The 24,658-nt window shown below is 49.6% G+C and carries 26 protein-coding genes; 7 read left to right on the forward strand and 19 right to left on the reverse strand.

Annotated features, from left to right (window positions below):
• Positions 1–17 precede the first annotated feature (17 nt).
• The gene (locus KQX66_RS01905; protein WP_216789064.1) at positions 18–302 is read right to left on the reverse strand and encodes a YuiB family protein; all 285 of its coding nucleotides are present in this window, start codon (positions 300–302) and stop codon (positions 18–20) included.
• 398 nt (positions 303–700) lie between these two features.
• Between KQX66_RS01905 and hemQ the strand changes: the two genes are divergently transcribed.
• Positions 701–1,447 carry a hydrogen peroxide-dependent heme synthase gene (gene hemQ, locus KQX66_RS01910; RefSeq protein WP_216789065.1) on the forward strand — a complete coding sequence of 249 codons (747 nt, stop codon included), beginning with the start codon at positions 701–703 and terminating at the stop codon, positions 1,445–1,447.
• Positions 1,448–1,514: 67 nt separating this feature from the next.
• On the opposite strand, the gene KQX66_RS01915 is transcribed toward hemQ, so the two are convergent.
• The gene (locus KQX66_RS01915; RefSeq protein ID WP_054972855.1) at positions 1,515–1,772 is read right to left on the reverse strand and encodes a hypothetical protein; all 258 of its coding nucleotides are present in this window, start codon (positions 1,770–1,772) and stop codon (positions 1,515–1,517) included.
• 4 nt (positions 1,773–1,776) lie between these two features.
• On the reverse strand, positions 1,777–2,967 hold the full coding sequence (locus KQX66_RS01920; protein ID WP_216789067.1) for an NAD(P)/FAD-dependent oxidoreductase: 1,191 nt from the start codon (positions 2,965–2,967) through the stop codon (positions 1,777–1,779).
• 420 nt (positions 2,968–3,387) lie between these two features.
• Here KQX66_RS01920 and KQX66_RS01925 point away from each other — a divergent pair, with 420 nt between their 5' ends.
• The gene (locus KQX66_RS01925) at positions 3,388–4,374 is read left to right on the forward strand and encodes an NAD(P)/FAD-dependent oxidoreductase (RefSeq protein ID WP_216789069.1); all 987 of its coding nucleotides are present in this window, start codon (positions 3,388–3,390) and stop codon (positions 4,372–4,374) included.
• Between the two features lie 244 nt (positions 4,375–4,618).
• Here the strand turns inward: KQX66_RS01925 and KQX66_RS01930 are convergent, their stop codons facing one another.
• A complete protein-coding gene (locus KQX66_RS01930; RefSeq protein ID WP_216789071.1) occupies positions 4,619–4,993 on the reverse strand; it encodes a carbohydrate ABC transporter permease in 375 nt (124 codons plus the stop codon).
• A 309-nt stretch (positions 4,994–5,302) separates the two neighbouring features.
• Here KQX66_RS01930 and KQX66_RS01935 point away from each other — a divergent pair, with 309 nt between their 5' ends.
• On the forward strand, positions 5,303–6,508 hold the full coding sequence (locus KQX66_RS01935) for an aminotransferase class I/II-fold pyridoxal phosphate-dependent enzyme (RefSeq protein WP_216789073.1): 1,206 nt from the start codon (positions 5,303–5,305) through the stop codon (positions 6,506–6,508).
• A 496-nt stretch (positions 6,509–7,004) separates the two neighbouring features.
• On the opposite strand, the gene KQX66_RS01940 is transcribed toward KQX66_RS01935, so the two are convergent.
• The 9 genes from KQX66_RS01940 to sda all read right to left on the reverse strand — a co-directional run bounded on the left by KQX66_RS01940 (position 7,005) and on the right by sda (position 16,519).
• Positions 7,005–8,018, reverse strand: coding sequence for an ABC transporter substrate-binding protein (locus KQX66_RS01940; RefSeq protein ID WP_216789075.1), 1,014 nt, complete (start codon positions 8,016–8,018; stop codon positions 7,005–7,007).
• A gap of 27 nt (positions 8,019–8,045) precedes the next feature.
• Complete coding sequence (locus tag KQX66_RS01945) at positions 8,046–9,122, reverse strand: ABC transporter ATP-binding protein (RefSeq protein WP_216789082.1); 1,077 nt, start codon at positions 9,120–9,122, stop codon at positions 8,046–8,048.
• A gap of 12 nt (positions 9,123–9,134) precedes the next feature.
• The gene (locus KQX66_RS01950) at positions 9,135–10,811 is read right to left on the reverse strand and encodes an ABC transporter permease (RefSeq protein ID WP_216789084.1); all 1,677 of its coding nucleotides are present in this window, start codon (positions 10,809–10,811) and stop codon (positions 9,135–9,137) included.
• Positions 10,812–11,072: 261 nt separating this feature from the next.
• Complete coding sequence (locus tag KQX66_RS01955; RefSeq protein WP_216789087.1) at positions 11,073–12,149, reverse strand: ABC transporter substrate-binding protein; 1,077 nt, start codon at positions 12,147–12,149, stop codon at positions 11,073–11,075.
• Between the two features lie 163 nt (positions 12,150–12,312).
• On the reverse strand, positions 12,313–13,590 hold the full coding sequence (ulaA, locus tag KQX66_RS01960; protein ID WP_216789088.1) for a PTS ascorbate transporter subunit IIC: 1,278 nt from the start codon (positions 13,588–13,590) through the stop codon (positions 12,313–12,315).
• Positions 13,587–13,910 (reverse strand): PTS sugar transporter subunit IIB, encoded by a 324-nt coding sequence (locus KQX66_RS01965; RefSeq protein ID WP_025850104.1) that lies wholly within the window; start codon positions 13,908–13,910, stop codon positions 13,587–13,589. The genes ulaA and KQX66_RS01965 overlap by 4 nt, the downstream gene beginning before the upstream one ends.
• Entirely contained in the window at positions 13,894–16,002 is a 2,109-nt protein-coding gene (locus tag KQX66_RS01970; RefSeq protein ID WP_216789089.1) for a BglG family transcription antiterminator, read from the reverse strand. The genes KQX66_RS01965 and KQX66_RS01970 overlap by 17 nt, the downstream gene beginning before the upstream one ends.
• 24 nt (positions 16,003–16,026) lie before the next feature.
• Positions 16,027–16,290 (reverse strand): HPr family phosphocarrier protein, encoded by a 264-nt coding sequence (locus KQX66_RS01975; RefSeq protein WP_216789090.1) that lies wholly within the window; start codon positions 16,288–16,290, stop codon positions 16,027–16,029.
• 73 nt (positions 16,291–16,363) lie between these two features.
• A complete protein-coding gene (gene sda / locus KQX66_RS01980) occupies positions 16,364–16,519 on the reverse strand; it encodes a sporulation histidine kinase inhibitor Sda (protein WP_054977516.1) in 156 nt (51 codons plus the stop codon).
• Between the two features lie 400 nt (positions 16,520–16,919).
• On the opposite strand from sda, the gene KQX66_RS01985 reads away from it, so the two are divergent.
• Entirely contained in the window at positions 16,920–17,216 is a 297-nt protein-coding gene (locus tag KQX66_RS01985) for a magnetosome magnetite crystal formation protein family (RefSeq protein WP_216789093.1), read from the forward strand.
• A gap of 142 nt (positions 17,217–17,358) precedes the next feature.
• On the opposite strand, the gene KQX66_RS01990 is transcribed toward KQX66_RS01985, so the two are convergent.
• Positions 17,359–17,793, reverse strand: a complete 435-nt coding sequence (locus KQX66_RS01990) for a hypothetical protein (protein ID WP_216789095.1) — start codon at positions 17,791–17,793, stop codon at positions 17,359–17,361.
• Between the two features lie 410 nt (positions 17,794–18,203).
• Here KQX66_RS01990 and KQX66_RS01995 point away from each other — a divergent pair, with 410 nt between their 5' ends.
• Entirely contained in the window at positions 18,204–18,524 is a 321-nt protein-coding gene (locus tag KQX66_RS01995) for a cyclic-phosphate processing receiver domain-containing protein (protein ID WP_216789097.1), read from the forward strand.
• A gap of 105 nt (positions 18,525–18,629) precedes the next feature.
• Positions 18,630–19,175 (forward strand): hypothetical protein, encoded by a 546-nt coding sequence (locus tag KQX66_RS02000; protein WP_308647036.1) that lies wholly within the window; start codon positions 18,630–18,632, stop codon positions 19,173–19,175.
• 85 nt (positions 19,176–19,260) lie between these two features.
• On the opposite strand, the gene KQX66_RS02005 is transcribed toward KQX66_RS02000, so the two are convergent.
• From KQX66_RS02005 to KQX66_RS02015, 3 genes are all read right to left on the reverse strand, one after another.
• Positions 19,261–19,719, reverse strand: a complete 459-nt coding sequence (locus KQX66_RS02005; protein ID WP_054977245.1) for an SRPBCC family protein — start codon at positions 19,717–19,719, stop codon at positions 19,261–19,263.
• A 331-nt stretch (positions 19,720–20,050) separates the two neighbouring features.
• Positions 20,051–20,515: a MarR family winged helix-turn-helix transcriptional regulator gene (locus KQX66_RS02010; RefSeq protein WP_216789100.1), complete on the reverse strand. Its 465-nt coding sequence runs from the start codon at positions 20,513–20,515 to the stop codon at positions 20,051–20,053.
• 138 nt (positions 20,516–20,653) lie between these two features.
• Positions 20,654–20,959 carry a hypothetical protein gene (locus KQX66_RS02015; protein ID WP_216789101.1) on the reverse strand — a complete coding sequence of 102 codons (306 nt, stop codon included), beginning with the start codon at positions 20,957–20,959 and terminating at the stop codon, positions 20,654–20,656.
• 213 nt (positions 20,960–21,172) lie between these two features.
• Between KQX66_RS02015 and KQX66_RS02020 the strand changes: the two genes are divergently transcribed.
• Positions 21,173–21,406, forward strand: a complete 234-nt coding sequence (locus KQX66_RS02020) for a helix-turn-helix domain-containing protein (protein ID WP_216789102.1) — start codon at positions 21,173–21,175, stop codon at positions 21,404–21,406.
• Positions 21,407–22,022: 616 nt separating this feature from the next.
• Here KQX66_RS02020 and KQX66_RS02025 read toward each other — a convergent pair.
• Positions 22,023–23,894 carry an AAA family ATPase gene (locus KQX66_RS02025; protein WP_216789103.1) on the reverse strand — a complete coding sequence of 624 codons (1,872 nt, stop codon included), beginning with the start codon at positions 23,892–23,894 and terminating at the stop codon, positions 22,023–22,025.
• 380 nt (positions 23,895–24,274) lie between these two features.
• Entirely contained in the window at positions 24,275–24,637 is a 363-nt protein-coding gene (locus tag KQX66_RS02030; RefSeq protein ID WP_216789105.1) for a HesB/IscA family protein, read from the reverse strand.
• Positions 24,638–24,658 lie beyond the last annotated feature (21 nt).

Here is a 24,658-nt window from a genome sequence, read left to right on the forward strand (position 1 = left end):
AACCAAAAAACCAAAAACTAAAACATTTTGAAGCCTTTTTGACGCAAGGATTTGATCGTAGAACCGCTGAGGATGGCGCCGATCAGGCCGCCGATGGCAGGGACGTAATCGGCGACGGAATATTCGGCCAGGTTCGAAGCGAGCGAGCCGGTGCCCCAGCCCCAATAAATGACCAGGCCGATCATGAGCGCTATATATCCGTAAATGGGGAACCAAGTCGTTTTCATAAGCATGTTTAGAATGAAACCGAGCCCGAAAAACAGCACGAACAGCAGCACGGTTACAATGATCAATTGCAGCAAGGCGGACAGCTCCTTTCCATATGCCTATATTGTATAAAAAAACAAAGGCGCGGTAAAGTGAGCCGTTGTGAACGATATATGAAAAAAATCACAGGCGCGAGCTACAAAAGAGAACAAACAAAACGGTACCAGCCGACCGCCGCGATCCAAAACGGGATGCTGATAAGCGTCCCCGTCAAAATGCCTAGCGCTAACCGGTTTGTCATGACGGACGCCTCCTTTAACAGGTACATCGGCATACGGGCTCCGAATTATAATAGTATTTTTCCGGGAAGCTGTTCACAAAAAGTTTGCCGTTTCGTCACGCGGCGGCATTTGCCCTTTGCGGCCGATTTCGCTACAATAAAACAAGCAGCTGGCAGCAGTGCCCATTTTGAAGGAATAGGGAGTGTCCGTTAATGAGTGAAGTCGTACATCCATTGGATGGCTGGTATAGCTTGCATGATTTCCGTGCAATCGATTGGAACGCCTGGAAAAGCTTGACCGCTCAAGAAAGAGCGCGCGCCGAGGACGAGCTGTACACCCTGCTCGGCAAATACCAAAGCACCGAGGACCAAAAGCAGGGCAGCACCGCCTTTTATTCCATTGTCGGACAAAAAGCCGATTTCGTCTTCATGCATCTGCGTGAGACATTGGAAGAATTAAACGAGCTGGAAACCGAATTTAACAAAACCATGTTCGCGCAAGTGACGATTCCGACGTACTCTTACGTCTCCGTAGTCGAGCTCGGCGCTTATATGGCCAAGCCAGGAACCGATCCGATGCAGGACCCGGATGTCGTGGCGCGTCTGAAACCGATCCTGCCGAAAGCGGGACATATTTGCTTCTACCCGATGAACAAGAAGCGCGAGGGCAATGACAACTGGTATATGCTGCCTGCCGAAGAGCGCCGCAACTTTATGCGCGGACACGGTATGATCGGCCGCAATTACGCCGGCAAAGTGAAGCAAATCATCGGTGGCTCCATCGGTCTGGACGATTGGGAATGGGGCGTTACGCTGTTCGCGGACGATGCGCTGCAATTCAAGAGAATCGTTCATGAAATGCGCTTTGACGAAACGAGCGCCCGCTTCGGGGAGTTCGGCGATTTCTATGTCGGCAACTTGCTGAATCAAGAGAAAATGGCTTCGATGCTGAAGCTGTAACGGGCCAACCCGCCGAAAAAACCCTTGCTGCCATTCGCCGAAACGAAAGCTGCAAGGGTTTGCTCATTTATTCGTCGTCTTCATCCAAGAGCTCCAGCTCTTTGCGCCGCAAGTACTCTTCCGTGTCCCGGTCGCGCTGCCGCGATTTTTCCTTCAGCCGTTCAATAGCCGGAAGAATGAGAATGTCGATTTCTTTCTGCACGATATACGACAGGTCGTAACGGTTCTGCGATTCGAGGTAATGACCTACATCGAGAAGAGCATTGTACCGGTCAAGCTCCTCCCGGGTCAGCAGTCCCCGAACCTGTATGCTACAATTGCGCATCGGATTAGAATCGGCCTTTCTTCAACACAAGCGGTATACCGCCGATGATGTACAAGTAGCGAAGGTCGATGAGCTTTTTCATCACGGCTGCGGTACCGCCCTTAATTTTCTTGGAGCCGACGATCCCGATCGCTTCGCCGCGTCCGAGAGAAGCTACGGTGCCTTTCGGCTTATACTCGAACTTTTTCAGTTCGGAGCCGCGGATTTGCGCTACGAGATTGTGCGCGCACACATCGGCTTGCTGCATCGAGATTTGCGCCGTTGGCGGATATGGACGTCCTTCCGGGCTCATCACGATCGAGCAGTCGCCGAGCACGTATACGTTGTCGTGCCCTGGAGCGTGCAGCGTATCGTCGACCTTGATGCGGCCGCGCATCGTCTCGAAGCCGGCTTCCTCCAGCATATGGTTGCCGCGAATGCCGCCGGTCCAGATGACGGTAGCGGATTTGATCTCTTCACCGGTTGCAAGCACGACGCCGTCCGGAGTGCACTCTTTGATCGCGGTCGCGATTTTGAACGTGACGCCTTTGTTCTTCAGTACGTTCATCGCATACTCGACAAGCTCGGGGTCAAAGCCCGGAAGCGCCGTCGGAGCCGCTTCGATGTTATATATTTTTACGAGGGATGGGTCCACGTCGAATTCTTTGCACAGTTCCGGAATCCGATCGGCCAGTTCACCGACAAACTCGATCCCGGTGAACCCGGCGCCGCCGACAACGAAGGTCAGATAGTCCGTACGGGAAGGCTCGCGCTTGAACTTCGCGAATTGGTACTCCACGTGCTCGCGAATGAAGCGGACGCTATTGATGGAGCGAATATTCATCGCATATTCTTTCAGCCCCGGAATGCCGAACGTTTCCGGTTCGCCGCCCAGGCCGATGACCAAGTAATCGTAAGAGAGCGTGCCCTCTTCCAGAATGACTTTTTTCTCTTGCGGCCGAATTTGAACGACGGTCGATTTCACGAAATCGATCTTGAACTCGTCGATCAGCTTCAGAATGTTCACGCGTGCATTTTCGGGATTATCCGTCCCTGCCGCGGGCATATGCAGATGGGTCGTAATGTAATGATAGTCGTGTTTGTTTACGAGCGTGACGTCAGCTTCATTATAATTCAGCTCTTTTTGCAACCGAATAGCCGTTACGATCCCGCCGTAGCCTGCACCTAAAATGACTATTCTTGGAATTCGACTCATGGTTCTATCCCTTCCATCACATATTTTTCTATATAGTATATGAGTTTGAAAACTGTTTGTGAAAAATTACACAAGCGACGCCGAAAAATGGTTTTTCTTCCTACAGGGTTCCCTCCGGCGTTTGAAAATATAAGCAAATGATGTGTATTTATACCAACAGTTTTAACCAATTCAAATGCAATAATATAATGATACGAAGCAAATAGCAAGTTTTATTTTGGTTAAAAACCCAGGAAAATCGCCAGACTAACGATGGTATCCCTTCGACTCCTTCGGCTGCTGCCTATTGCCATATAAAAACTTTATCAGGCTAATTAATTATATTACTCATTGAAAAGTCTAATTTATATTTTCAATGCCGTAGCCGTACGATTATAATTAGAATGGACCTTACTATGTTTCGGAGGTGTTTGACCCACCATGAGCAGCGAAATCGTCGACATTATTATCGTGGGCGGCGGCCCGGCAGGGATGTTTGCGGCGTTTTACGGAGGAATGCGCCAAGCTTCCGTTAAATTGATTGAAAGCATGCCACAACTGGGCGGTCAGCTCGCAGCGCTTTATCCGGAAAAATACATCTATGACGTAGCCGGCTTTCCGAAGGTAACAGCGCAAGAGCTTGTTAATAATTTGGAAGCGCAAATGAAGCATTTCCCGCTTTCCATCTGCCTGGAAGAAAAGGTATTGAAAGTGGAGAAAAAAGACGAGCGCCTGTTTGAAGTTACGACGGACAAAGGCGTGCATCAATCTAAAGCGGTCATCATTACCGGAGGCGTCGGCGCGTTCGAACCGAGAAAGCTCGAACTTCCGGAAGCCGCGCAATACGAGAAGAAAAACTTGCACTACTTCGTCAGCGACCTTCACCGTTTCGCAGGCCAAAAGGTACTGATCAGCGGCGGAGGCGATTCTGCGGTAGACTGGGCGCTGATGCTGGAACCAATCGCGGAGAAAGTAACGCTGATTCACCGCCGCGACAAATTCCGGGCTCATGAGCACAGCGTCGAGAATCTGATGAAGTCCAAGGTGGAAGTTATCACTCCGACGGAAATCAGGAAGCTCGAAGGCCGCGACCAAATCGAGAAAGTCACGCTGGCCGACTGCAAGTCAGGCGAAGAACGCGTCATCGATGTCGATGCCGTGATCATCAACTTCGGCTTCGTCTCCTCCCTCGGCCCGATCGCCGAATGGGGATTGAACATCGACAACGGCTCCATTGTCGTCGACTCGCGGATGGAAACCAGCATTCCGGGCATTTTCGCTGCCGGCGACATTACGACGTACCCCGGCAAGCTGAAGCTCATCGCCGTCGGTTTCGGCGAAGCGCCGACCGCCATCAACAACGCGAAGGTGTACATCGATCCGACAGCCAAGCTGTCCCCAGGCCACAGCAGCAATATGAAATTGTAAAAAAACTTTCATCTATATAGGCTTTAACGGAAAGATCGCTCTGCTCCCACAAGACAAGAGCGATCTTTTTTATTATTAAACAGCACATGTCCTATCGAATCAAATACCCCTTAATCCCGGAAAACGTAATTCCCTGAATGAATTTTTTCTGGGTGAAGAAAAACAATATCACGACGGGAATCGTCATCATCGTAGCGACCGCCATCATGAGCCCCCACTCCGAGCCTTTCTGATTCTGAAACTGCTAAAGCCCGAGCGACATCGTATACGAAGCCTCGTTCGTCAAGTAGAGCAACGGACCGATAAAATCCGTCCAACTGTTCATAAATTGAAACAGTGCAACCGATAAAACGGCAGGCTTGGCTAACGGAAGAATCACTTTCCAATAAATCGTGAATTCGTGCGCCGCGTCGTAATAATCCTGCGAAATATCCTGCAAGCCGGCCAAATAGATGACCACGGCCTGACCGATTCCCCACAAAGACATCAGGCTGAGCTTCCCAGCCAGCATGCCGTTCAGCAAGCCAAAATGAGGTTTCAGCAGCCACATCCACAAGACGGTCAGAGCGACCTGGGGAACCAGCGTCGGCAAAAAATAGAGCATCCGGTAAATGGCCATCCCTTTTACCTTCTCGTTCAAAAACAAAGTGTACGTCTTTGTTTCGGCATCGTAGATCCGCTCCTTCTTCTTATCTGCTCATTCTACTAGCCCGATCCAGAAATGCCCTCCCAACCTATTGACAATAATTCACTTGTTGCATATTACCATTTTTAAGTAGTTTTAGTAATTGATGGTAAGGTATAAATATTTTACTAGTTTGTATTACGGTGATTAACAAGAGAAGGGAGGATCATTGTAAAACTGCACTATATGTAAGTATTGCGATGTTCGGAAAGCGTTAACAATCAGTTATTAGGAGGAAAAGTTATGGATGTTTTTCAAAAATGTACCGATTGGGATTTTGTTAAGTTATTACGTTCCGATCAAATGTATCCTTACTTTAAACCCCTACATGAAAAAAATGGATCAGAAGTCGTTTTAGATGGTTTACCCATGATTATGATGGGTTCTAACGATTATCTGGGGTTATCGCATAATCCGACAGTCATGGCGTCAGCGGCAGAGGCTATCTCTAAATATGGCACTTCATCTTCCGGTTCGAGGCTTTTGAACGGTACTTTGACGCTGCATACCCAGTTGGAAGAGCGATTGGCGACCTTTTTGAAGAAGGATAGGGCGATCGTTTTCTCCACAGGTTACGAGACCAATCTCGGCGCTATTTCGGCCTTGCTCGGTCGAGGTGATGTGGCGATAATTGATCGTAGCGTTCATGCCTCCATTATTGATGGAATAAGGCTTGGTGTAGGTAAGATGCTTAGGTTTCAGCATAATGATATGGATGATCTGGAAAATAAATTGAGGAGCATTCCTAAACACTCCGGTAAGCTCATTATTGTTGACGGCGTGTTTAGCATGGATGGCGATACGGCTAACTTGAAGGACATAGTCTATTTGAAGCATAAATATCAAGCACGCTTGCTTGTCGATGATGCCCACGGTATTGGAGTACTTGGAAAGAATGGCAGGGGTACATGCGAGTATTTCGACGTAGAAGCCGAGACGGATCTTATCACCGGAAGCTTCAGTAAGGCGTTTGGAAGTTTGGGAGGGTTCGTTGCGGGTGACAATGATGTCATAGATTATATCCAATATCAAGCAAGAAGTATGATTTTTAGCTCAAGTATGACACCGGCGAGCATAGCGGCTGCAATAAGCTCTCTGGATATCATTGAGAACGGTGAAGATTTGCGTGCCAAACTGTGGGCGAATACCCGCAAGTTCAGCGAATCGCTCCAGCGTATGGGCTTTGATATCGGCCAGAGTACTACGCCTATTATTCCAATCCTTATTGGAGATACCCCTAGGACGTTTCATTTTTGGAAACAGCTTCAACAACATGGCGTATTTACGAACCCTATTGTTTCCCCTGCCGTCCAAGAGGGCAATGAATTAATTCGCACCTCTGTTATGTCGACACACACCACGGCACAACTCGATAACGTTTTGCGCATATTCGAACAGATTGGCACAAGCTTGAATATCATTAACCCTGGCAGTAGAGCACCAGCTTAATTAGAGGAAATACCTACAACATTTGAACATAAGAAGAGAGATTTCTTTAGGAGCCTTCGAACCATCGGGTTTTCTAAAAGAAATCTTTTTTAAGCATTGGACTGGTTGACTGCGGATTTCTCCTCAAGTGATTTTCTGAAGTCATATTGAGTGTGACCACAATACATTCAAACACTGAATTTTGAACACGTTGACCCTAATGCGGTTTGGTCAGGAATGGGTGCGGATAGGTAGCGCACATGATTTTCTGGGGACATTCGCACCGGAAAATGGAAGGGTTTATCCTATTTCCATACATTTTTGAATGAAGAATCGCCGTCGCACCCTCTACGGGTACATGCATGGATCCCCCGTAAAGTGGCATTTCTGATCGGGACTGGCATTTGCGTTTTTGTTTCTGATTCATGCTTTTCTATAGTAAAAAGCCAGGTCAACGGACCTGACTACAGCGAAACCCGGCCAAATCACCGGGTTTTGTATTTTATTCTGAGGCTGCTCATCGGCCGCCCTGCACTTCCTTTACCCACCGCTCGATCAGCCGGCTCCGGTTAGCTCCCGCCCAAGTCTGATCGTACGGCACGACGCGCAGCGCGTCCAAAGAGACCGCATCCTCGGGAGATACCGCCTCCCGGTTCGTCAGCCACTGATAATTGCCGACCTGCTTGCCGAGCTCCTGCGCCTGCTTCGTCAGCGCCCAGTCGATAAAGGTTTGCGCTTCCTTCTCATTCGGACCGCCCCGGATCATCCCCATCGCGCCGATTTCGTATCCGGTGCCTTCGCCCGGGTAATGGATCAGCAGATCGCGAAAGCCTTCCTTGTAAAATTTGACGGCATCGTGCGCGAACATGATGGCCGTTCCCGCCTCGCCCATCCCGACGCTGCGCCCGGGCGTGCTCCCGCTCGTCGTATAGCTGCGGACCTGTCCTTGCAGCTTCTTCAAGTAGTCGAACGCTTTCTCTTCGCCCCACAGCTGTACAAGCGTGGCCAATATCGTATAAGCCGTACCCGAGGATCTCGGATCGGCCAAGACGATCATCCCTTTGTACTTCGGATTGAGCAGGTCCTCCCAGGTTTGCGGCACCGACAACCCGACATCCTGCAGCCATTTGCGGTTGGAGACCAGGGCTAGAGCCCCGACATAAACGCCGATCCAATAGTTGTCCGGATCTTTGTATTTCTCGTCGATCCACTTGGCATTCGGCGACAAGTAGGGAGCCAGCAGCCCCTCCGCTTTGGCCTGGACGAACGTATCCGCGGGACCGCCGTACCAGACGCTCGCTTTCGGGGCGCTTCGCTCCGCACGTATGCGCGCCAGGATTTCCCCACCCGACATGCGGACGTAGGAGGTTTTGATCCCCGTTTCCTTCTGGAACGCTTCTACGACTTTAATCGCATGGTCCTCGTACAATCCTGCATAAATGGTTAACGTTCCTTTGCGCTCGGAAGCACAGGAGGTCAGCACGGCCGCGCAAAGGATAAGGATTAACGCTCCCTGCCATCTCTTGTTCATGCCTGCTGCCCCCTTGCTGTCTGTAGATTAGGCCGGAACGACTTGAATCGAATGCTCGGGAAATTCGAGCGTCACGTGCTCCCCGGTCGGGAAAACCGAGCCTGCCACCGGATTATGCTGGGTGACCTGAAACGTTTTGCCGCCGAAATCGATCTCGTATTCCTGCGTTTGTCCCATGAAGACGCTTTTCGTAATGACCGCATTGTTGCTCGCCGTCTTCAAGACGACGACGGATTCCGGCCGGATAACCAGCGCTACCTGCTGTCCCGCCGTCACTTCCGCATGGTTCGCTGCTACCATTATACCCATTGGCGTATCGATCTCCAAGCGATCCTCGACGACCCGCGTCACCTTGCCTTCAACGAAGTTGGCCGAGCCGATAAAGTCGGCGACGAACTTTGTCTTCGGTCTTTGGTATATTTCCTGCGGTGTTCCGATCTGCTCGATCCGTCCTTTGTTCATGACGATGACGACGTCGCTCATGTACATCGCTTCGCTCTGATCGTGCGTGACGTAGACCGCGGTAATGCCAAGCGTCCGCTGAATGCGGCGGATTTCATCACGCATGACGATGCGCAGCTTGGCATCGAGATTGGATAGCGGCTCGTCGAACAGCAGCACGCTCGGCTCCATCACGAGCGCCCGGGCCAGCGCGACGCGCTGCTGCTGGCCTCCGGACATCTGGGAAGGCATGCGCTCCTTGTACTCGTTCAGGTTCATGATTTCGAGCACGCGCGACACTTTTTCCCGGATCACGGCTTGATCGAATTTTTTGATTTTAAGCCCGTAGGCGACATTGTCCCAAACGTTCAAATGCGGGAACAAAGCGTACGACTGAAACACCATCGTGCAATCCCGTTTATTCGGCGGAATCTCGTTGACCGGCTGGTCTCCGAACAAAATTTCACCGGAGGTAATATCCTCGAAACCCGCAATCATGCGCAGCGTCGTCGTTTTGCCGCAGCCGGACGGACCGAGCAGCGTGGCAAATTGCCCCTCTTCGATGACCAGATTGACATCGGATACCGCATTCGACGGCTGCTTGGTGCCCAAGCCCGCATAAGCTTTCGTAACCTGTTTGAGCGTGACCGATTTGGCTGCCAAGTCTTTCTCCCCCTACATTAACGTTTTTTCTTTGCTGCCGCCGACGAAGCGAAGCAGCAGGTTAAGCAGCAGCAAGGCTGCGATCATGATCGCGATCAGAATCGTGCAGTACGCGCTGGCGACGCCGATCCGTCCGGATTCCACCTGTGTGAGAATGGACGCTGTGATCAGGTTGTATTTGGCCGAGATGAGGAAAATGACGGCGCTCATCGCGGTCATGCTTTTGACGAAACCGTACACAAGGCCGCTGTAAAACGCCGGCTTGATGAGCGGCAGGACGACGGTGAAAAAGTTGCGCGCCTGCCCGGCCCCCAAATTCGTCGCCGCCTCTTCGATCGACGGATCGATCTGCTGTAAGGACGCGATCCCGGACCGGATACCGACCGGAATGGCCCGCACGACGAACGCGACGATAATGATCAGCGCCGTGCCCGTGAGCGCAAGCGGAGCCTGGTTGAACGCCAAAATGTACGAAATTCCGATGACCGTCCCCGGAATGGCGATGGACAGCATGCTGACGGATTCGAGTGCTTTTTTCCCGATGAACTGCTTGCGGACGACCAGGAAAGCGATGATCATGCCGAGCAGGCCGGCAATCGGCGTCGCGATGATCGACAGCAGCAGCGTGTCCTTCATCGATTTTTGACCGAGCGAGAACACGTACTTGTAATGATCCCAGGTGAAGCTGTTGTTAATGCCCCACAGCTTGATGAACGAGCCAATCGGCACGAGCAAATAGAACGCGATAACGATAACCGATAGCAGCATGCACAGCACGAACAGCGACTGCCGGGTTACCCCTTTCTCGATCAGACGGCGGCCGTGGGCAGGTTTGCCGGTAACGGTGACGTAGCTTTTTTTGCCGATCCAAAATTTTTGCAATGCGTAAATCAGAAACGTGATGCTCATCAGCACCATCGCCAGCGCCGCGCCGGCTTGTATATCGTAGCTGCCGACCGCTTGAAGGTAAATTTCGCGGGCGACGGTCGTGTAGTTGCCGCCGAGCGTCATCGGATTGCCGAAATCGGCCAGCGACTGTACGAACACAAGCAGAAACGCATTCGCAATCCCCGGCATCGTCAGCGGCAGCGTGACGTTCAGGAACGTGCGCAGCCGTCCCGCGCCCATGTTCATGCTCGCTTCTTCCAGCGACGGGCTGATCGAGCGCAGCAAGCCGGCCAGCACGAGGAAAGCGACCGGGAAGTACGTCAGCGTCTGGACGAGCACCAGGCCCTTCAGGCCGTAAATGTTGGCGTTTTCCAAACCGAGCAGATGCTTGGAGACGAAGCCCTGCTTGCCGAACAGCAAAATCGCGGAAAGCGAGATGACGAACGGCGGGGAAATGACCGGCAAAATCGCGACGGCGTTAAACAGCTTTTTGAACGGAACCTTCACGTACGCGAACGTATAAGCGAACATGTAGGCGATAGCTGTCGACAGAATGGATACGATGACAGCCAAGAGCAAGGAGTTTTTCAGTGCTTCGAACAGTTGTCCGCCCGACAAAACGCCTACATACGCACTGAGCGAAACCGCTCCGTCCGGGTTGATAAAGCTGCTTTTCAAGATTTGATACAGCGGATAAACGATAAATACCGCCAGACACGCCATGACGAGCAGGATGCAGAGCAGAAGCAGCGGTTCCCGCGTCAGTCTGCGGAGCTCGCTTGCGGTACGGTTCCATGACATGGGCCACAGGCTCCTTTCTTGGGTGGGCCGGGACGGTTTTTGGATTTGGGGCGGGGAAATGTAGGATTCTCTTCGGCTATGCCGTGGAGTATATCCCTCCGGCCGCTCTTGAAACCCGTGAAATTTTGATTAGATTTTCTATAGTATTTTCACGGATTTCAAAGGCGGACGTAAACTCCTACGGAATATACTCCACTTTTCGCAGAGAAATCTAACAACATGTCTTCCCGCTCGGATAAATCCAAAGACCGTCCCGGAGTATTATTTCTTCACTTCACTATTCCATTTGTCGAGCAGGCGTTTGCGCTCTTTGCCCGCTTCCGTAGGATCGTATTGGATCGGGTTGATGTCGGACAGCTTGATCGCCTTTTTCGGCTCTTTCGCGTCCGGGTTCGTCAAGTTCTGGTAGCTGCCTGTACGCTGCCCGACTTCCTGCGCGCTTGCGCCGAGCGACCAGTCGACGAATTTTTGCGCCAGCTCTTGGTTTTTCGTATTTTTGATGACCGCGACGGCGCCGGTTTCATAGCCTGTCCCATCTTTAGGGATCGTCAGCTCCATCGTGTCGAAGCCTTCCTCTTGGTACTTGATGACGTCGTGCGCGAACAGCACGCCGACGGCCGCTTCGCCCATCCCCACCATACGCCCCGGAGCGGAGCCGCTGGTCGTGTATTGCTGAATTTGCGGGTGCAGCTTTTTCAGGTAATCGAACCCTTTGTCTTCCGCGCCTTTCACTTTCAATACCGTGTAGAGAGCGGTGTAGGCCGTGCCGGACGAAGCCGGGTTCGCCATGACGATTTGTCCCTTATACGCAGGGTTGAGCAGATCTTCCCATGTTTGCGGCGCTTGTAGGTTATGATCCTTTAGAAACTTTTTGTTCGACGCGAAGCCGAGGAAACCGACATAAATCCCGGTCCAATGCCCGTTCGGGTCTTTATACTTTGCATCTACCTTCTCGGCGGCAGGCGATTTATAAGGCGCGAGCAGCCCTTCGTTCATTGCAGCAACGAACGTATCCGCCGGGCCGCCGTACCAGATATCCGCCTGCGGGTTGTCTTTCTCCGCGCGGATTTTGGCGAGAATCTCGCCCCCGGACATGCGGACCATGTCGGCTTGAATCCCGGTGTCCTTCGTGAACTGTTTCATCGCCTCGACGGCATGGTCTTCCTGAAATCCGACGTATACGGTCAGCTTGCCTTTCGACTTGTCCGTTTTAGCTGCATCTCCAGCTGCGGGGGCAGGTGCGGCTCCGCCGGAGGCAGGCTTGTCGGCGCTGCCGCAGCCGGCAGCTACGGATGCGGTCAAAATTACGGCGAGCGTAGCGGATAGTGCTTTTTTCATCTTTTGTAACGACTCCCTTCGGTTGTTTGGATAACTTTATCATAAGTGAAGCGTTTCCAACCGGGAAGTTTAAGTCTTTGCCACATCAAACGGCAAAAAATAAAACCTCCGGCCCATGACCACAAGATCATGAACCGGAGGCTCAAACGGGCAGCATCCCGTATTAACCGGCCTCTATGCCGAACAACCGAAGCAGGCCGTTCAAAATCAGCCCGACGACGGCAAAGTCCGTATCCGCGAACGTTGCCCGGACGAAGCCAAGGCTGGAGAGCAGCGGCAGCAAAAAGACCGGCAGCAGCGTAATGACGAAGCCGTGGCATAGCGCAGCGACGATCAGCCCCCTACGGCCGCCGACCTGATACGCGATGACGCCGGAAGCGCCTCCCGAGAAAAAGTGCGGGATCACGCCGGGGATGATGACCGTATACTGGAATGCCATGAGCGTGCCCATCGCGGCGAGCCCGCCGATAAAGCTGAGCAGGAAACCGAGCGCCGCCGCAATGGGCGCATACGTGAACAAAACCGGGCAATCCAGCGCCGGAATCGCTCCCGGCACGATTTTTTCGGCAATGCCGTTAAAGGCGGGAATAATCTCAGCCAGCATCATTCGCACGCCCGACAAAATAACGAACACGCCGGCCGTGAACCAAATCGCCTGAATGGCCGAGACGACGACGGGATGACGCCCGGAAAACATCTCGGACAGCGCTTCGGCCGGCACGAACAAGCTGGATAAACCAAACAGCAGGAGCGTAAAGACGGAGATGACGACCATATGATCCTGGAAAAACGGATAAATCCGTTTCAAGCCTTCCGGCATCGGTTTCTTTTCCTTCGTCCCGACCACCTGCGCGATCAAGCCCGAAAGCGCATAGCCTGCGCTGTTGAAATGCCCGATGGCGAACTCGCTGCCGCCGGTCACTTGACGGACGTACCGCTGGCTCACCGCCGGTCCGAACGACATGGCGAGCGCCAAGAACAGTCCGCCCCATCCGTAAAGCTGCCACGCCGGAAGATGGGCCGAATCGAGCAAAGCCGCCAGCATCGACGCCATGAAAAGCATGTGATGGCCGGTAAGGAATACGTACTTGAACGGCGTCCAGCGGGCGATAGCCAGATGAAGCGCCATGCCGATCAGCATGATAACCGCGATCTCGCGGCCGTAGTTGATCTGCGCGAGCCCCGCAATCGTCTCGTTGTGCGGCATAATGCCGATCATTTGCAGCCCGCGCTGCACGATAATCGACAGATTGGATAAGGACGAACCGGCGGCGGAAGCTCCGATCTGGAGCAAAATATACCCGAGCATCGTTTTGATCGTGCCGCTGAGCAGCTTTTGCGGGGAAGCCTTCTGCAGCAGCAGACCGATCAAGGCAATGACCCCAAGCAAGAAGGCCGGTTCGCCGAGCAGCCCTTTATTGATAATTTGCGACCAGTTCATTCCCGCAATCCCTTCTCCCGTTCCCGCCAGGCCAGAAAACGCGGGCTTTCCATCAGCTTGGTCCGCAAATAATTCCGGTCGGTCATATTTTCCAGCGGTATCCATTCGGCTTGCTCCAGCAGCCGGGGAGGCAAAGAATCGGCGATGTGGTGAGCGCCGACAATCAAGTCCGCGGCCGGACTTAAGCCGAGCGACGCGACATCCATATGCTCGATGTCGGCGCGGAGCCCCTGCTCCCGAAGCAGCGCTTCGAGATGGATGCGGATCATCAGACTGGTGCCGAGGCCGCTTGTGCAAACCACATTAATTTTCAGCGTCAAGCGTCTCGCCCTCCTTTGCCTTCAAACGATCCCATACAGCTGCCGCATCGTCGGTTCGTCTCAGAAATTCCATAAACGCCGCATCGCCAAAAACATCGAGCAGCGTAGATAACGCGGTCAAATGCGACGTTTTGTCCGCAGCGGCCAGCGTAACGAGCAGCCACACCGGCTGCCCCGACGGTCCGAGCGGCACAGGGTCGGCCAGCGCGACCAAGCTGAAGCCGGTGCCCCATACGCCATCCTGAGGCGATGCGTGCGGAAAGGCAATGCCTTCCCCAATGACAAAATGATGCTTCTGCTCGCCAATCATCTGGAGAAGCTTTTCTTCGTACTGAAGTCCGATGATTCCCCGCTCGCGCAGCAGCCTGCTGCCGAGCCGCACCGCCTCTTCCCAGCCTTCGACCGTTTGCCCGGTCAGGATCGAGTCGGCGGGCAGCAGATCGCTCAGCCGCTGCAGCCCTTTATGCCCGGACACGCCTCCGCCCTGCAGCAGATGGATAAGGTCCTCCAGCAGCCGGTTCCGGTTGCGCACGTCGGCATGGCGCTCGACGATGCGGACGATCTCGCCCACCCGCTGCAGCGTATCGGCTTCCATCGGCCGCCCCAGCGGCGACACGCCTAGCAGGCGCCCGATGCTGCTCTCGTCCTCGGGGCTCAGCAGCGGCGATACTTTGATCACCTGCACAGGAAGCGGCAGTTGAATCTCGATCGTCGATAAAATCGCGTCGATTTGCCCGAACGGCAGCTGCTTGAGCTCCTTGTAAGCGAATCTCCCGGCAATCTCCAGCACAGGGAACGTCGACTCCAGTCTCCGCTGAAGAATCGCCGACGAGCCGAGGCCGGAGCTGCATACGATCGCTACCCGTTTCCGGACCGCGCTTACGGCATGGGCTAGCCCGCTGCTTAAATGCAAGGAGATGTAACCGATTTCATCGCGGTCGAAGCAAACGCCCTGCTCCTGCAGCACCCGGTTGACCACCTCTTGCGTTACGTCGAGCAGCGAAGCATATTCTTGCTCCAGCTGCGGCAGCAGCGGATTCGCGCTCTGCAGGCCGAATTTGGCGCGGTACATCGCAGGCTTCAAATGGACGGACAGCCCGTGCACCACCTGTTCGGTACGCTGAAGCGGCCGATGCAGCTCCTGCTCCACCTCCATGACGATCCGCTTGGCCAGTTGGACGTAAACGGACTGCTCCGCCTTGGCATCCTGCGCTTTTTGCGCGCCCAGAATGTGCTGGGTAATATAGCCCGCTTCCTCCAAGGGCACCTCAAGCTGAAAATAACGCTCCATTTCCGGCAGCGCAAGCTGTCGGACGACCCGGAATTCCTCCGCTCCGCTCACTTCGCCGAACAGCTCCGGGTCCATTTGAATGCGGTGGTTGTTTTTCAACCGCTCGACGGCCATTAGAAGATGAAGCACCAACGCCGAATACCCTGCGTCCGTAAATTCGACGTTCAACTTGCGCTCCAGCATCCGCACAATATCGAATAAAAATTGCGCATCCTTGGGCGAGAACCAAGGGTTCCACAGGTTCGTTCCCCCCATCCGGTCTTCCCGGTCTCCAAGAACGACCCGAAGAACATTCTCATCCGTAATTTCCAGCCGCAGCAGTTCGAGGTAAGCCGATCTTTTTTTCCGTTCGTCCCCCAGCACCCGAATCCATCCGCCCTCTCTGGCGAGCTTCAGGTCTTTGCCACCCAGCAGCCTGGTGACTTCCACCAAATCGCTCAGCAGCGTGCTTTTGCTGATTTTCAGCTCTTCCTGCACCTGGTCCGCCCTCAGCTTGGACGATTCGAGCAGCCGCTTGGCCAGCCAGCGGGACCGCCGCTCCGCATCGAGATGATCCGGCCGTTCTCTAAGCAGACGCTCAAGCTTCTCCCGCCCGTCCTCGTCTAAAATAAGCGCAATGCCGTGCTTGCGGCTGCGTTCGATCCCGATGCCGTATCCGGCCAGCCAGTCTTCGATCTGCAGCAGATCGTGGCGAACCGTCCGCGCCGAAATGCCGTACTCCGATTGAAACCGGTCCACAGGCACGAATCCGCGTTGTTCCAATAGTTCCGTCAATATGCTCTGCTGTCTTGCGGATAACATATTTCTGCCTCCGTAGCCGTAAACTTAAGCGAAAAACGATCGCGAGGCCAAGCTGGCAAGAGCGGCAAGCGCCTCTTTCTCATCAGTTCCGCTGGCGCACACCTCAAGCTCCTCACCGTCCGGAACAGCGAGCGCCATGAGCCCAAGCGCGCTTTTGCCGTCGACCGTTTTGTCCCGGAACGTCACAGTAATGTGACTTTGAAAGGTCTGCGCAAGGCTGACCCACCGCGAAACCGGTCTGGCATGAAAGCCAAGCGGCACATTGACAGCAATCGTTAATCGCTCCATCGTTTCTCTCCCACACCCGTCATAGTCGGAACTATTATATCATAGATTTTCCCGATAAAAGAAAAAAGCCCGGTCAGCTGACCTGGGCATTACCTTCTTTGTAGAAGTCTAAGTTGATTTGTCTCCTCTTGATCTCGTCTAACAACAATTCGACAAAATCTTCTTCGAGTTTCAAATCGACGGCTTTGAAATAGGAGTCCACTAAAATCTCATTACTGATCAGTTTCATGGAACAACTCACCTTATTCTGTAATGTAAAATTATATTAACATGCGCCCAAAATTAGAACAAGCGTTCCGTTATCCACATGAAGTTGTGCATATCTTGTGAGTATTCTGTTAATAAGTGTCGAATACATGTCATTGGCGGGGTGTATAGTGTGGACAAAGTTATACACAAGCAGCGTACCGTTTTCGCGATAAAAAAATATGATCGCATTACAACCATTTTGAACCATATAAACTAAAATTGGGTAATCATGGTGTGCGCATGTTATTTATTGTTTAAACGTCCCCCTGTCGGTTGAAACTATGCAGCGTGGCGATGCGAACCTGAAACCGGCTGCCATTTCTAGCGTAAGTAGTCTTACCATCGATGGATTTTGATATATGAAGAAGGGAGTATCCCTCATGGACGCACGCAAACTGATCGCTTCGCTTTGTTATTTCAGCATCTTTTTCGCCGGATTTCTTGTCCCGGTTATCGTGTATTTCGTCACCAACGACGGCTGGGTCCGCGAACACGCCAAAAAAGCGCTTCTCTCCCACATCTTACCGTTCCTCTCGCTGATCTTCTTCCTGATCATCTGGATCGCAACAATCTCGGTCACTTCCACGATTTTTCTGGGCGTCATCAGCCTGATTCTGTATTTCGTCGTTATGATCTGGAACGTGATCAAAGGCATTCAAGTTCTGCTGGAACGATAACAGCCACACTACGTGCGGACGCCACTTCGACCAAGAAGCGGCGTTTTTGGCGTTCGCCAGATTAAAAGAGAAAATAAAAACAGCCTGCCTCCATAAAGGAGGCAAAGCTGTTATTTCGGTTCAGGATAGTAACTTGCGAAAATTAATTAGCATCAAACTTGAATTCGTATTGCTGAGTAGTGCTATAGTCAAATAAGTCGGGTTTTATACGAATATATATCGTATCTCCGGGATTGAGCGATGTGCCTAATCCTTCAAGACCACCCGGACCGTTTTCGCCGGTGTTAAGGGTATATTCCCCCCCTGGTGTAACGAGATACCCCCAAATATCATAATTTAATCCAACTGGTGATTGCAAAGAAGCAGAAACATACTTGGTACTTCCTGTATCATTTCGCCATTTAAACCAATCTTCGTCATTAAAACTATCTAGAGTCCACGTACGAGTGGAGTGCAGATAAAGTGGAATTGCAGTATCGCGGGTGTCTCCTGCACCCTTAATTGCAAAAGCACTCTGAGAACCGACCGATAATAAAATTACTGAAGCAATCAATGAAGGTATCAATTTCTTTTTCATCCAAATTCCTCCTAAAATTTAATATTTTGTTTCTACCTAATTATACCTTTAAGAATAATAAATTACATATTTCTAGACTACTAATTATTGAGTTCCTCTAAATAGTATGTAATATCTATTTTACAAATTGATTTTCTGAAAAATATGGTTTTCTCGCATATATTTCCATTATAATCCTAATAAACCAGTATCTATAGGCCTCTTTTAATTATATCCTAAAAATATATCAAAAAATTAGTAGTTCTTTAGTCTGTAACCAATATTGCTATTAATTTGAATTAAACCATCATTTTCTTATTTCAAATCAACTTTCTACTCGTTATCTTTGTTTGGTTTATTCCGCTGTGCCGCAGTCCAAGCAATCGGGCCGTGCGGTGCGTATGCTGGAAGTCAAAGAGAGGCGATGGCATATGATGAACGTGTACCTGGACGACCTGCGACCTTGTCCGAAAGGATTTAAGCTGGCGAGGTCGGTCGAGCAGTGCATCGATTTGATGAAAGCCGGACCGGTTAACATCTTATCGCTTGATCACGATCTGGGTCTTGGCAAAGCCAGCGGCTACGATCTGGTCAAATATATGGTCGCGAAAGGTCTGTATGCAAAAAAAGAAATTATTATTCACAGCGCCAACCCGATCGGGCGGCATCTCATGTGGACGCTGTTGCACAAGCATAAGCCAAGCCACGTCAAGCTGTCGGTTCGACCGGAGCCGTTGGCGTTCAAGATTTAACCGGCGGATGCGGATATGATACAATGAAGTATCCGTTCGCACGTTCGCTGCCAACTACGGCAGGAACCCGCGGAATAAACCCATGGCTTAGATAGGAGCAGTCACGTGAATGCCAATGTGCTGAATTTTGAAGGAAACTCGCCGAAAGAGGAGGCCAAAGCCAAGCTCGCCGCTAACCCGGATATCGTGTTCGAAGAGCTTCAAACGATTGCGATCCGGCGCGAGGACACCGACTTTTGGCTGAAATTTGCTTCCGAATGGGGCGGGGCTTTGTATTTGCTGGACGAAAAAAACTTCAAGCAGTTCGAGCGCGAGGAGATCGACCCGCAGGCGTTTGAATTTGCGCGAAGAACGTATCGGCTCGGCCTGATTACGCTAAGCGCCTTGTATGACAAGCTGAAGGCTTGGTCGGATTCGAATCCGCAAGAGGACTACCGGCTGGCGATGAATGTATTGGAATGCTACTTTTTGCCGAGCTATCTGGACGACTACGGCCGCGCGTACGCGCCGGGAAAGAAACAGGGCCAAGCCTACGTCGAAGCGATTCGGCAAGCCTTCGGCGAAGACGGTGCCCTCGAGCAAAAGGCGGAGGCCCTGCAAGCGCTGGTGCATGAATATATCGAGCGCCTGCACGTTTATGCCAAACAGTGAGCCAACCTGCGGCATGCCATCATCAACGGCAAAAAAAAGCGGACTCCTTGTACAGGAACGTCCGCTTTTTTGCATGGGTCAGACTTCATCCCGCTTGCTTCTCCGCCAGCTGTTTGATGTAGAGATTTCGTTTCAGCAAAAAATTTTTCATATACGATTCCAGAAACATCCGGTCCGCCAGCTTGCCAACAGGCCCCAACGGCGACGTGTAATCAAATTCGTCAATCATCAACGTTCCCGAATCTACGGCGCAGAACTCATGCGTATGCCGAAACCGCTTGAACGCGCCCCGGACCATCTCGTCCACAAAATAAAAAGGCGACTCAAACTCCGTTATTTTTGCGGTCAGCCGCTGCTTGATGCCGAAATGGACGGCCTCCCACGTTACCGTTTGCCCCAGCTCGATCAACCCGCTCATGACTCCGCCGACCGCTCTTTCCTTCGTTTGCGAAGTCGATTGGGCATGAACGTCGATGCTTCGCGCCAGATCGAAGCAGGTCTCAATCGGCGCTTCTATGTACAATTCGGACCTGATTACCGGCATATTCGTCCTCCTCTCCAAATCGAACGAAGCGCTGCGTCTTCCACGCCCCCCGGTAACAAACACCTGTTCCGATATTACTACAAAATGGTTATTTGAGCAACGAAGCCGTAGTTTATACCGGTAACCAAGAGCCTGATGTGCTGTAACCGCATTCAACGTATCAGTGAAAGCCAAAAAAGCGCCCGAAACTCACGAAAACCGCGAGTTCAAGCGCTCTTTGACGGCAGAACAATAGAACGGGCTTCTAAGAGCAGCCCGCTTTTACTCGCCCTTCTCATGCAGCGAGCGGATAACCAGCCGAAGCGTCTGCACGGCCCCCCCTCGGACAGCTTCATCCTTGCTGGGAGTTTGCTTTTTCCTTCAATACGTTCTCCAGCAGTTCGTTTAGCTTCGTCAGACCATGCACAATATCTTTCAAATCGTCTTCCGACGCGTTCTTCACGAACAGCTCCTGAAAGTCTTTCACGTTCCCGAGAATTTCCTGCATCTTACCCCGGGCCGTGTCGGTCAATTGAATCTTGACCACCCGCTGGTCTTCCTTCGTCCTCACGCGCTCGATCATATCCATCGTCTCCAGCCGCGAGCACACCGCCGATACGTTGCTGTCCACCATATTGAGCCGTGCCCCGATATCGCCCACCCGGGTCGGACCTTCATGATGCAGCAGCAGCAAAATGTTGATCGACGGGCCGGTCAGATTGTGCGGAGAGTAATGCTGGTTCACGATCTTCGAATGCTTGGTATCAATGACCCGCAGCAGTTCCCCAATCATGATACAGTAGTCGATTAGACTCATTGCGTACCCCTCGCTGAACAATTTATTTACCGCGATAAATATTATTAAAATAAATATTATAACGATAAGGATGAACCGTCAATCTTTTTCCTGTTTTACATGTGAAAACCATTTATTGTGCCAAAAGAGAGTTCATTTTCAACGAATAAGGCTCAATTTATCTGCATCATGGAGCACGTGGAAATTCAGAAGTTCGTAAGCTGTCATGGCCTGGAGTTTCTCGTGCAGGTCGAAAATAGTGATCTCCCCTTTATGCGTCTTTCCTAAAATTAATCTGGCACCGCACTCCACGTAAATTCGATGATTTTGCGTCCGGGAAGCCATGGTATAATGAACAATATGGCTTGAAATAAAAAATGCGTGCGACTCGTCCGGCGTCAAATAAGCATCTGTAAGTTCAAAATCATTCTCACCTGCTTCGAGAACAAGGGTTACCCTCTTCAATATATTCTGCCACTCCTTTTTGTTTTAGTTCCGCCTACGACATCGGACGCCTAACTTCCAGCTAAGCGATTAGATCTAACATCATTGCTTCCTTACTTCAATTACGTTTTTCGTAATTTCCTAGTGTTCATATTAATTCCGAATTTCGTAATTGTCAATGTTTATTTTCTATCTTCTCTAGTTTTTTGTATACTCTATTTGGGGTGGATATTGATGAGAAAAGTGCGCTGCAATCTGAAAGCGATTCTTGAAGAACGAGGTATGGAACAAAAAGAGCTTGCACAAATAACGGGGATTAGAGAAGCGACCATTTCCGAGCTCTGCCGCGATATCAATAAAATGTTTCCGCGTTCCGTGATCGATAAAATTGCAAATGCCCTGCAAATCGACGACATTAATCTATTGATTTCTATCCAAAACGAAAAAGACGGCAGCCGATCGGAATAATCCGAAAAGCTATCGTCTTAATTTATTTTCTTGATACGCGTTATGGTTTATGTGATTATAAACTTATTAGCAACGAGCATATGAAGCCTAACCTGCTAATCTCAGTAATAATCGCGGTAGTGCAAAGTCTAACCGTACTTATGGGTCATGGTTGAGGGTGACAGAAAAACCGGGAAAATAAAAACCCCACTCGTTCGCGGCGAGTAGGTCGCTCCAAAAAACACGGAAGCGGTAGCTTCCGGGAAGGTGAATGTTGCTCCATCCCCTTATCCTAACATAAAATATGTATTATGGAAGCCATTGTCCCTTCTTCTAAGCTTACAAACAAAATTCCTCCAGACGACTTTTAGAAGAATAGCATCAAAGGGATTTCATCCTCAATGCATAAATTTCAGTTGCAACGTTCATTTTCCACGCCGTTTAATTTGCCACCTGCTCGCCAGAATCTACAGCCTCCCGTTCGGCTAACAGTATTCGCGTTGTGAATGCCTGCAGTAAACAGTCGACGCCGTTGCCCCAGTAATCGATCTCTGCCGTATAAAAGCTTATGTTGGGTAACACTCTTAAAGCTTATTTTCCGACCCTGTTGATAAAAAAACATAATTTTAATGTAGGACTACTGATTTTGCTCCATAATGAAGTTGTAGATTTTCTTCACTACTTTTAGCCCTTCTGGCGAAATATCATCTATTCTTTGCGTGTAGCTAATAGCCCGTTTACAAAACCTCAATTTGTCACTAACCGTCCCCGAATCACTTCCATACTTTGCTCTTCTTTTTCTATTAATTAATTGACTATCTATGTAAGAACCTAAGTATATTTCTTTATAGTCTGGTTCTGAAAATTCCGTCTTGAATCTTAATTGATCAACTTGAATGCATTCATACTCTGCAATTACATCTAATAATACATGTTTACTTATTAAGTTTTCGATTTCCCTACAGTCTAAACAGTAATACCGTTTACCTAGTTTCTTTTTTAGTTTTCTCTGTCGCTCAATCTTACCTTCGCTATCCTTATCTGTAATGAGGAACAACCTACCACATAGTCGATCAGCATTCATTTCTCTGTAGGTTTCGTCTTCTGAACTGTTACCGTCATCTAAAAATGACCAATGTGTTATATTTCCCCCACTATATTCTACAAAAGAATAATGCAAATCCTCTTTAAAATTCTTTTTTTCATACTCAGGAAGAGATTGCATATATAACCTTAAATAATGCCTTAGATAGAATCGATCAGTAATTCCTTCAACCCATATTGTACAATTAGATAAAAAAACAGATGAATTTTTAACACCAATCATTTCCAAAATTCCGCTATTCTCATTACTTGCATTTTCAATGACGAAGTTAGCTGTAACTTCTTTTGTCTGTGATTCATTCTCGAATTGTTTCCTAAACGTATAGATAGATATAACATCCACATCTAGCGTTATATCCAAAAAATGATTTGAATGTGTTGTAATAAAGTATTGAAAATTGCTAAAACTCATAAATGTTTCAATTAACTTTCTTTGTAAGCCAGGATGTAGATATAACTCAGGCTCCTCAATAAAAACTAGCAAATTCTCTTCTTTATTAATGAATAGTGGGAAAGTAAGGATAATAATGGATTGGATACCGTCGCCCAAATTATAGATAGGCTGTTCCTTCTCTTTGCCTATCTTCACATTGAGGACATCCGAATTTATAGAAGGTATTAGAGCGACTTGTTGTCCATCAAAAAAAGCATCGCCTAAAAATTTTTGAAAATCGCTGATTTTTTCTCTAGCTTGTAGGTCACCTAATAAAAGTTCTTTTACTTTTTGATACATCTCTAGTCCAGAAAAAATTTCGTCCATATCCTGTATACTAGGAAAATAGTCTTGCTTTGTTCTTTGAGAGTAATAGTCAAAATCATTGTCGAAGGGTCTTAACCCTCGTAAAGTTGGGATATACACCTTTTTAAAACTATACTTTTCTGGTGAAGAGCCAATGATTCCCCTAATTTTTGTGTAGTAATCATTTCCGATTGAATTTAAATCCTGCCTCAATTGAATATGTTGGTCTTCATAGAAGGAAAAATGGAGGCTTCTTTTAGTAATTGCTTGATCAGTGTTAACATGACGAACAAAGTCAATGCTAGTGAATAAATTAGCTAAATATTCATCTTCACTTTTAATGAAATTATTATTGGTTATTTTTGATAGAATAGAAACGGTATCTCCGTAGTCAACAATACCAAAACGTTCAATTATGGATTCGACATCTTTTTTATAAGCATCAATAAGTGAGTTTAACTGAGGAAGATTGACTTTTGCCGGAATTATCGAGTATGTAGAATAGTTAAATAAACTTCTCACAAATCGGCTTTTTCCTGAATTATTTGAACCGACAAATAAGTTGATTTTGGAAAGATTAGCGAGATTATTGTTGTCTTTTCCAACCATTTGGTATCCATCTAATGAATCTTTATCAATAATAATTTCTTTAATATGATAGTCCAATAATAAAACCTCCTACGATAATAATCGATACCCCAATTATAACTATTTAATCCACAATTGAGCAATTTGGACTAAAGTAATTTTCTTGAATTTATTTGTCGAGTTACAAATTTAGGTTCAACGTTGAAAGAGCCTAAATTATAAGTGACTTAATGTGCATCAACAACTCAAAACGAACTTCAATTATATAGCCAGTACTACATTCCAGCTGTGAAAATGCTAAAATATTTGTCCTGGTAAGGTAAAACAATTGACTATCACAAATTTTTTTAGCACAAAAAAAACCTCCCAGTTTATATATTGGCATCAATACTCAAACTTGAGAGGTTTTATGTTCATAAATTATGGATTGTTATTTTCCTCAATTCTAAAATCTGGCCTCAATCCTCGCAAGGCTGCGCCAGCGCTTCCTCCTCCGGCTTCGTACGGAAGCTGGAGCCGCAGCCGCAGGTGGCTACCGCGTTCGGGTTGTGAATGCTGAACCCGCCACCGATGCCGGTGTCTTGGAAATCAATCTCCACGCCGTACAAATATTTGGCGCTCTCTTCGTCCACGACGACCTTCAGTCCGTGGATGTCCATGACTTTATCGCCTTCCTGCTCGTTGTCGTCAAAGCCCATCCCGTAGGAGAAGCCGCTGCAGCCGCCTTCCTTGACGCCCACGCGCAGGAACAAATTCGCAGCTTCCTCCGCCGCGAGCATTTCTTTAATTTTATCGCAAGCCGTTTCGCTGATTTTAATCATATCGCCATGCCTCCCTTACCT

It is taken from the genome of Paenibacillus oleatilyticus (assembly GCF_018998565.1).
Taxonomy (GTDB): domain Bacteria; phylum Bacillota; class Bacilli; order Paenibacillales; family NBRC-103111; genus Paenibacillus_G; species Paenibacillus_G oleatilyticus.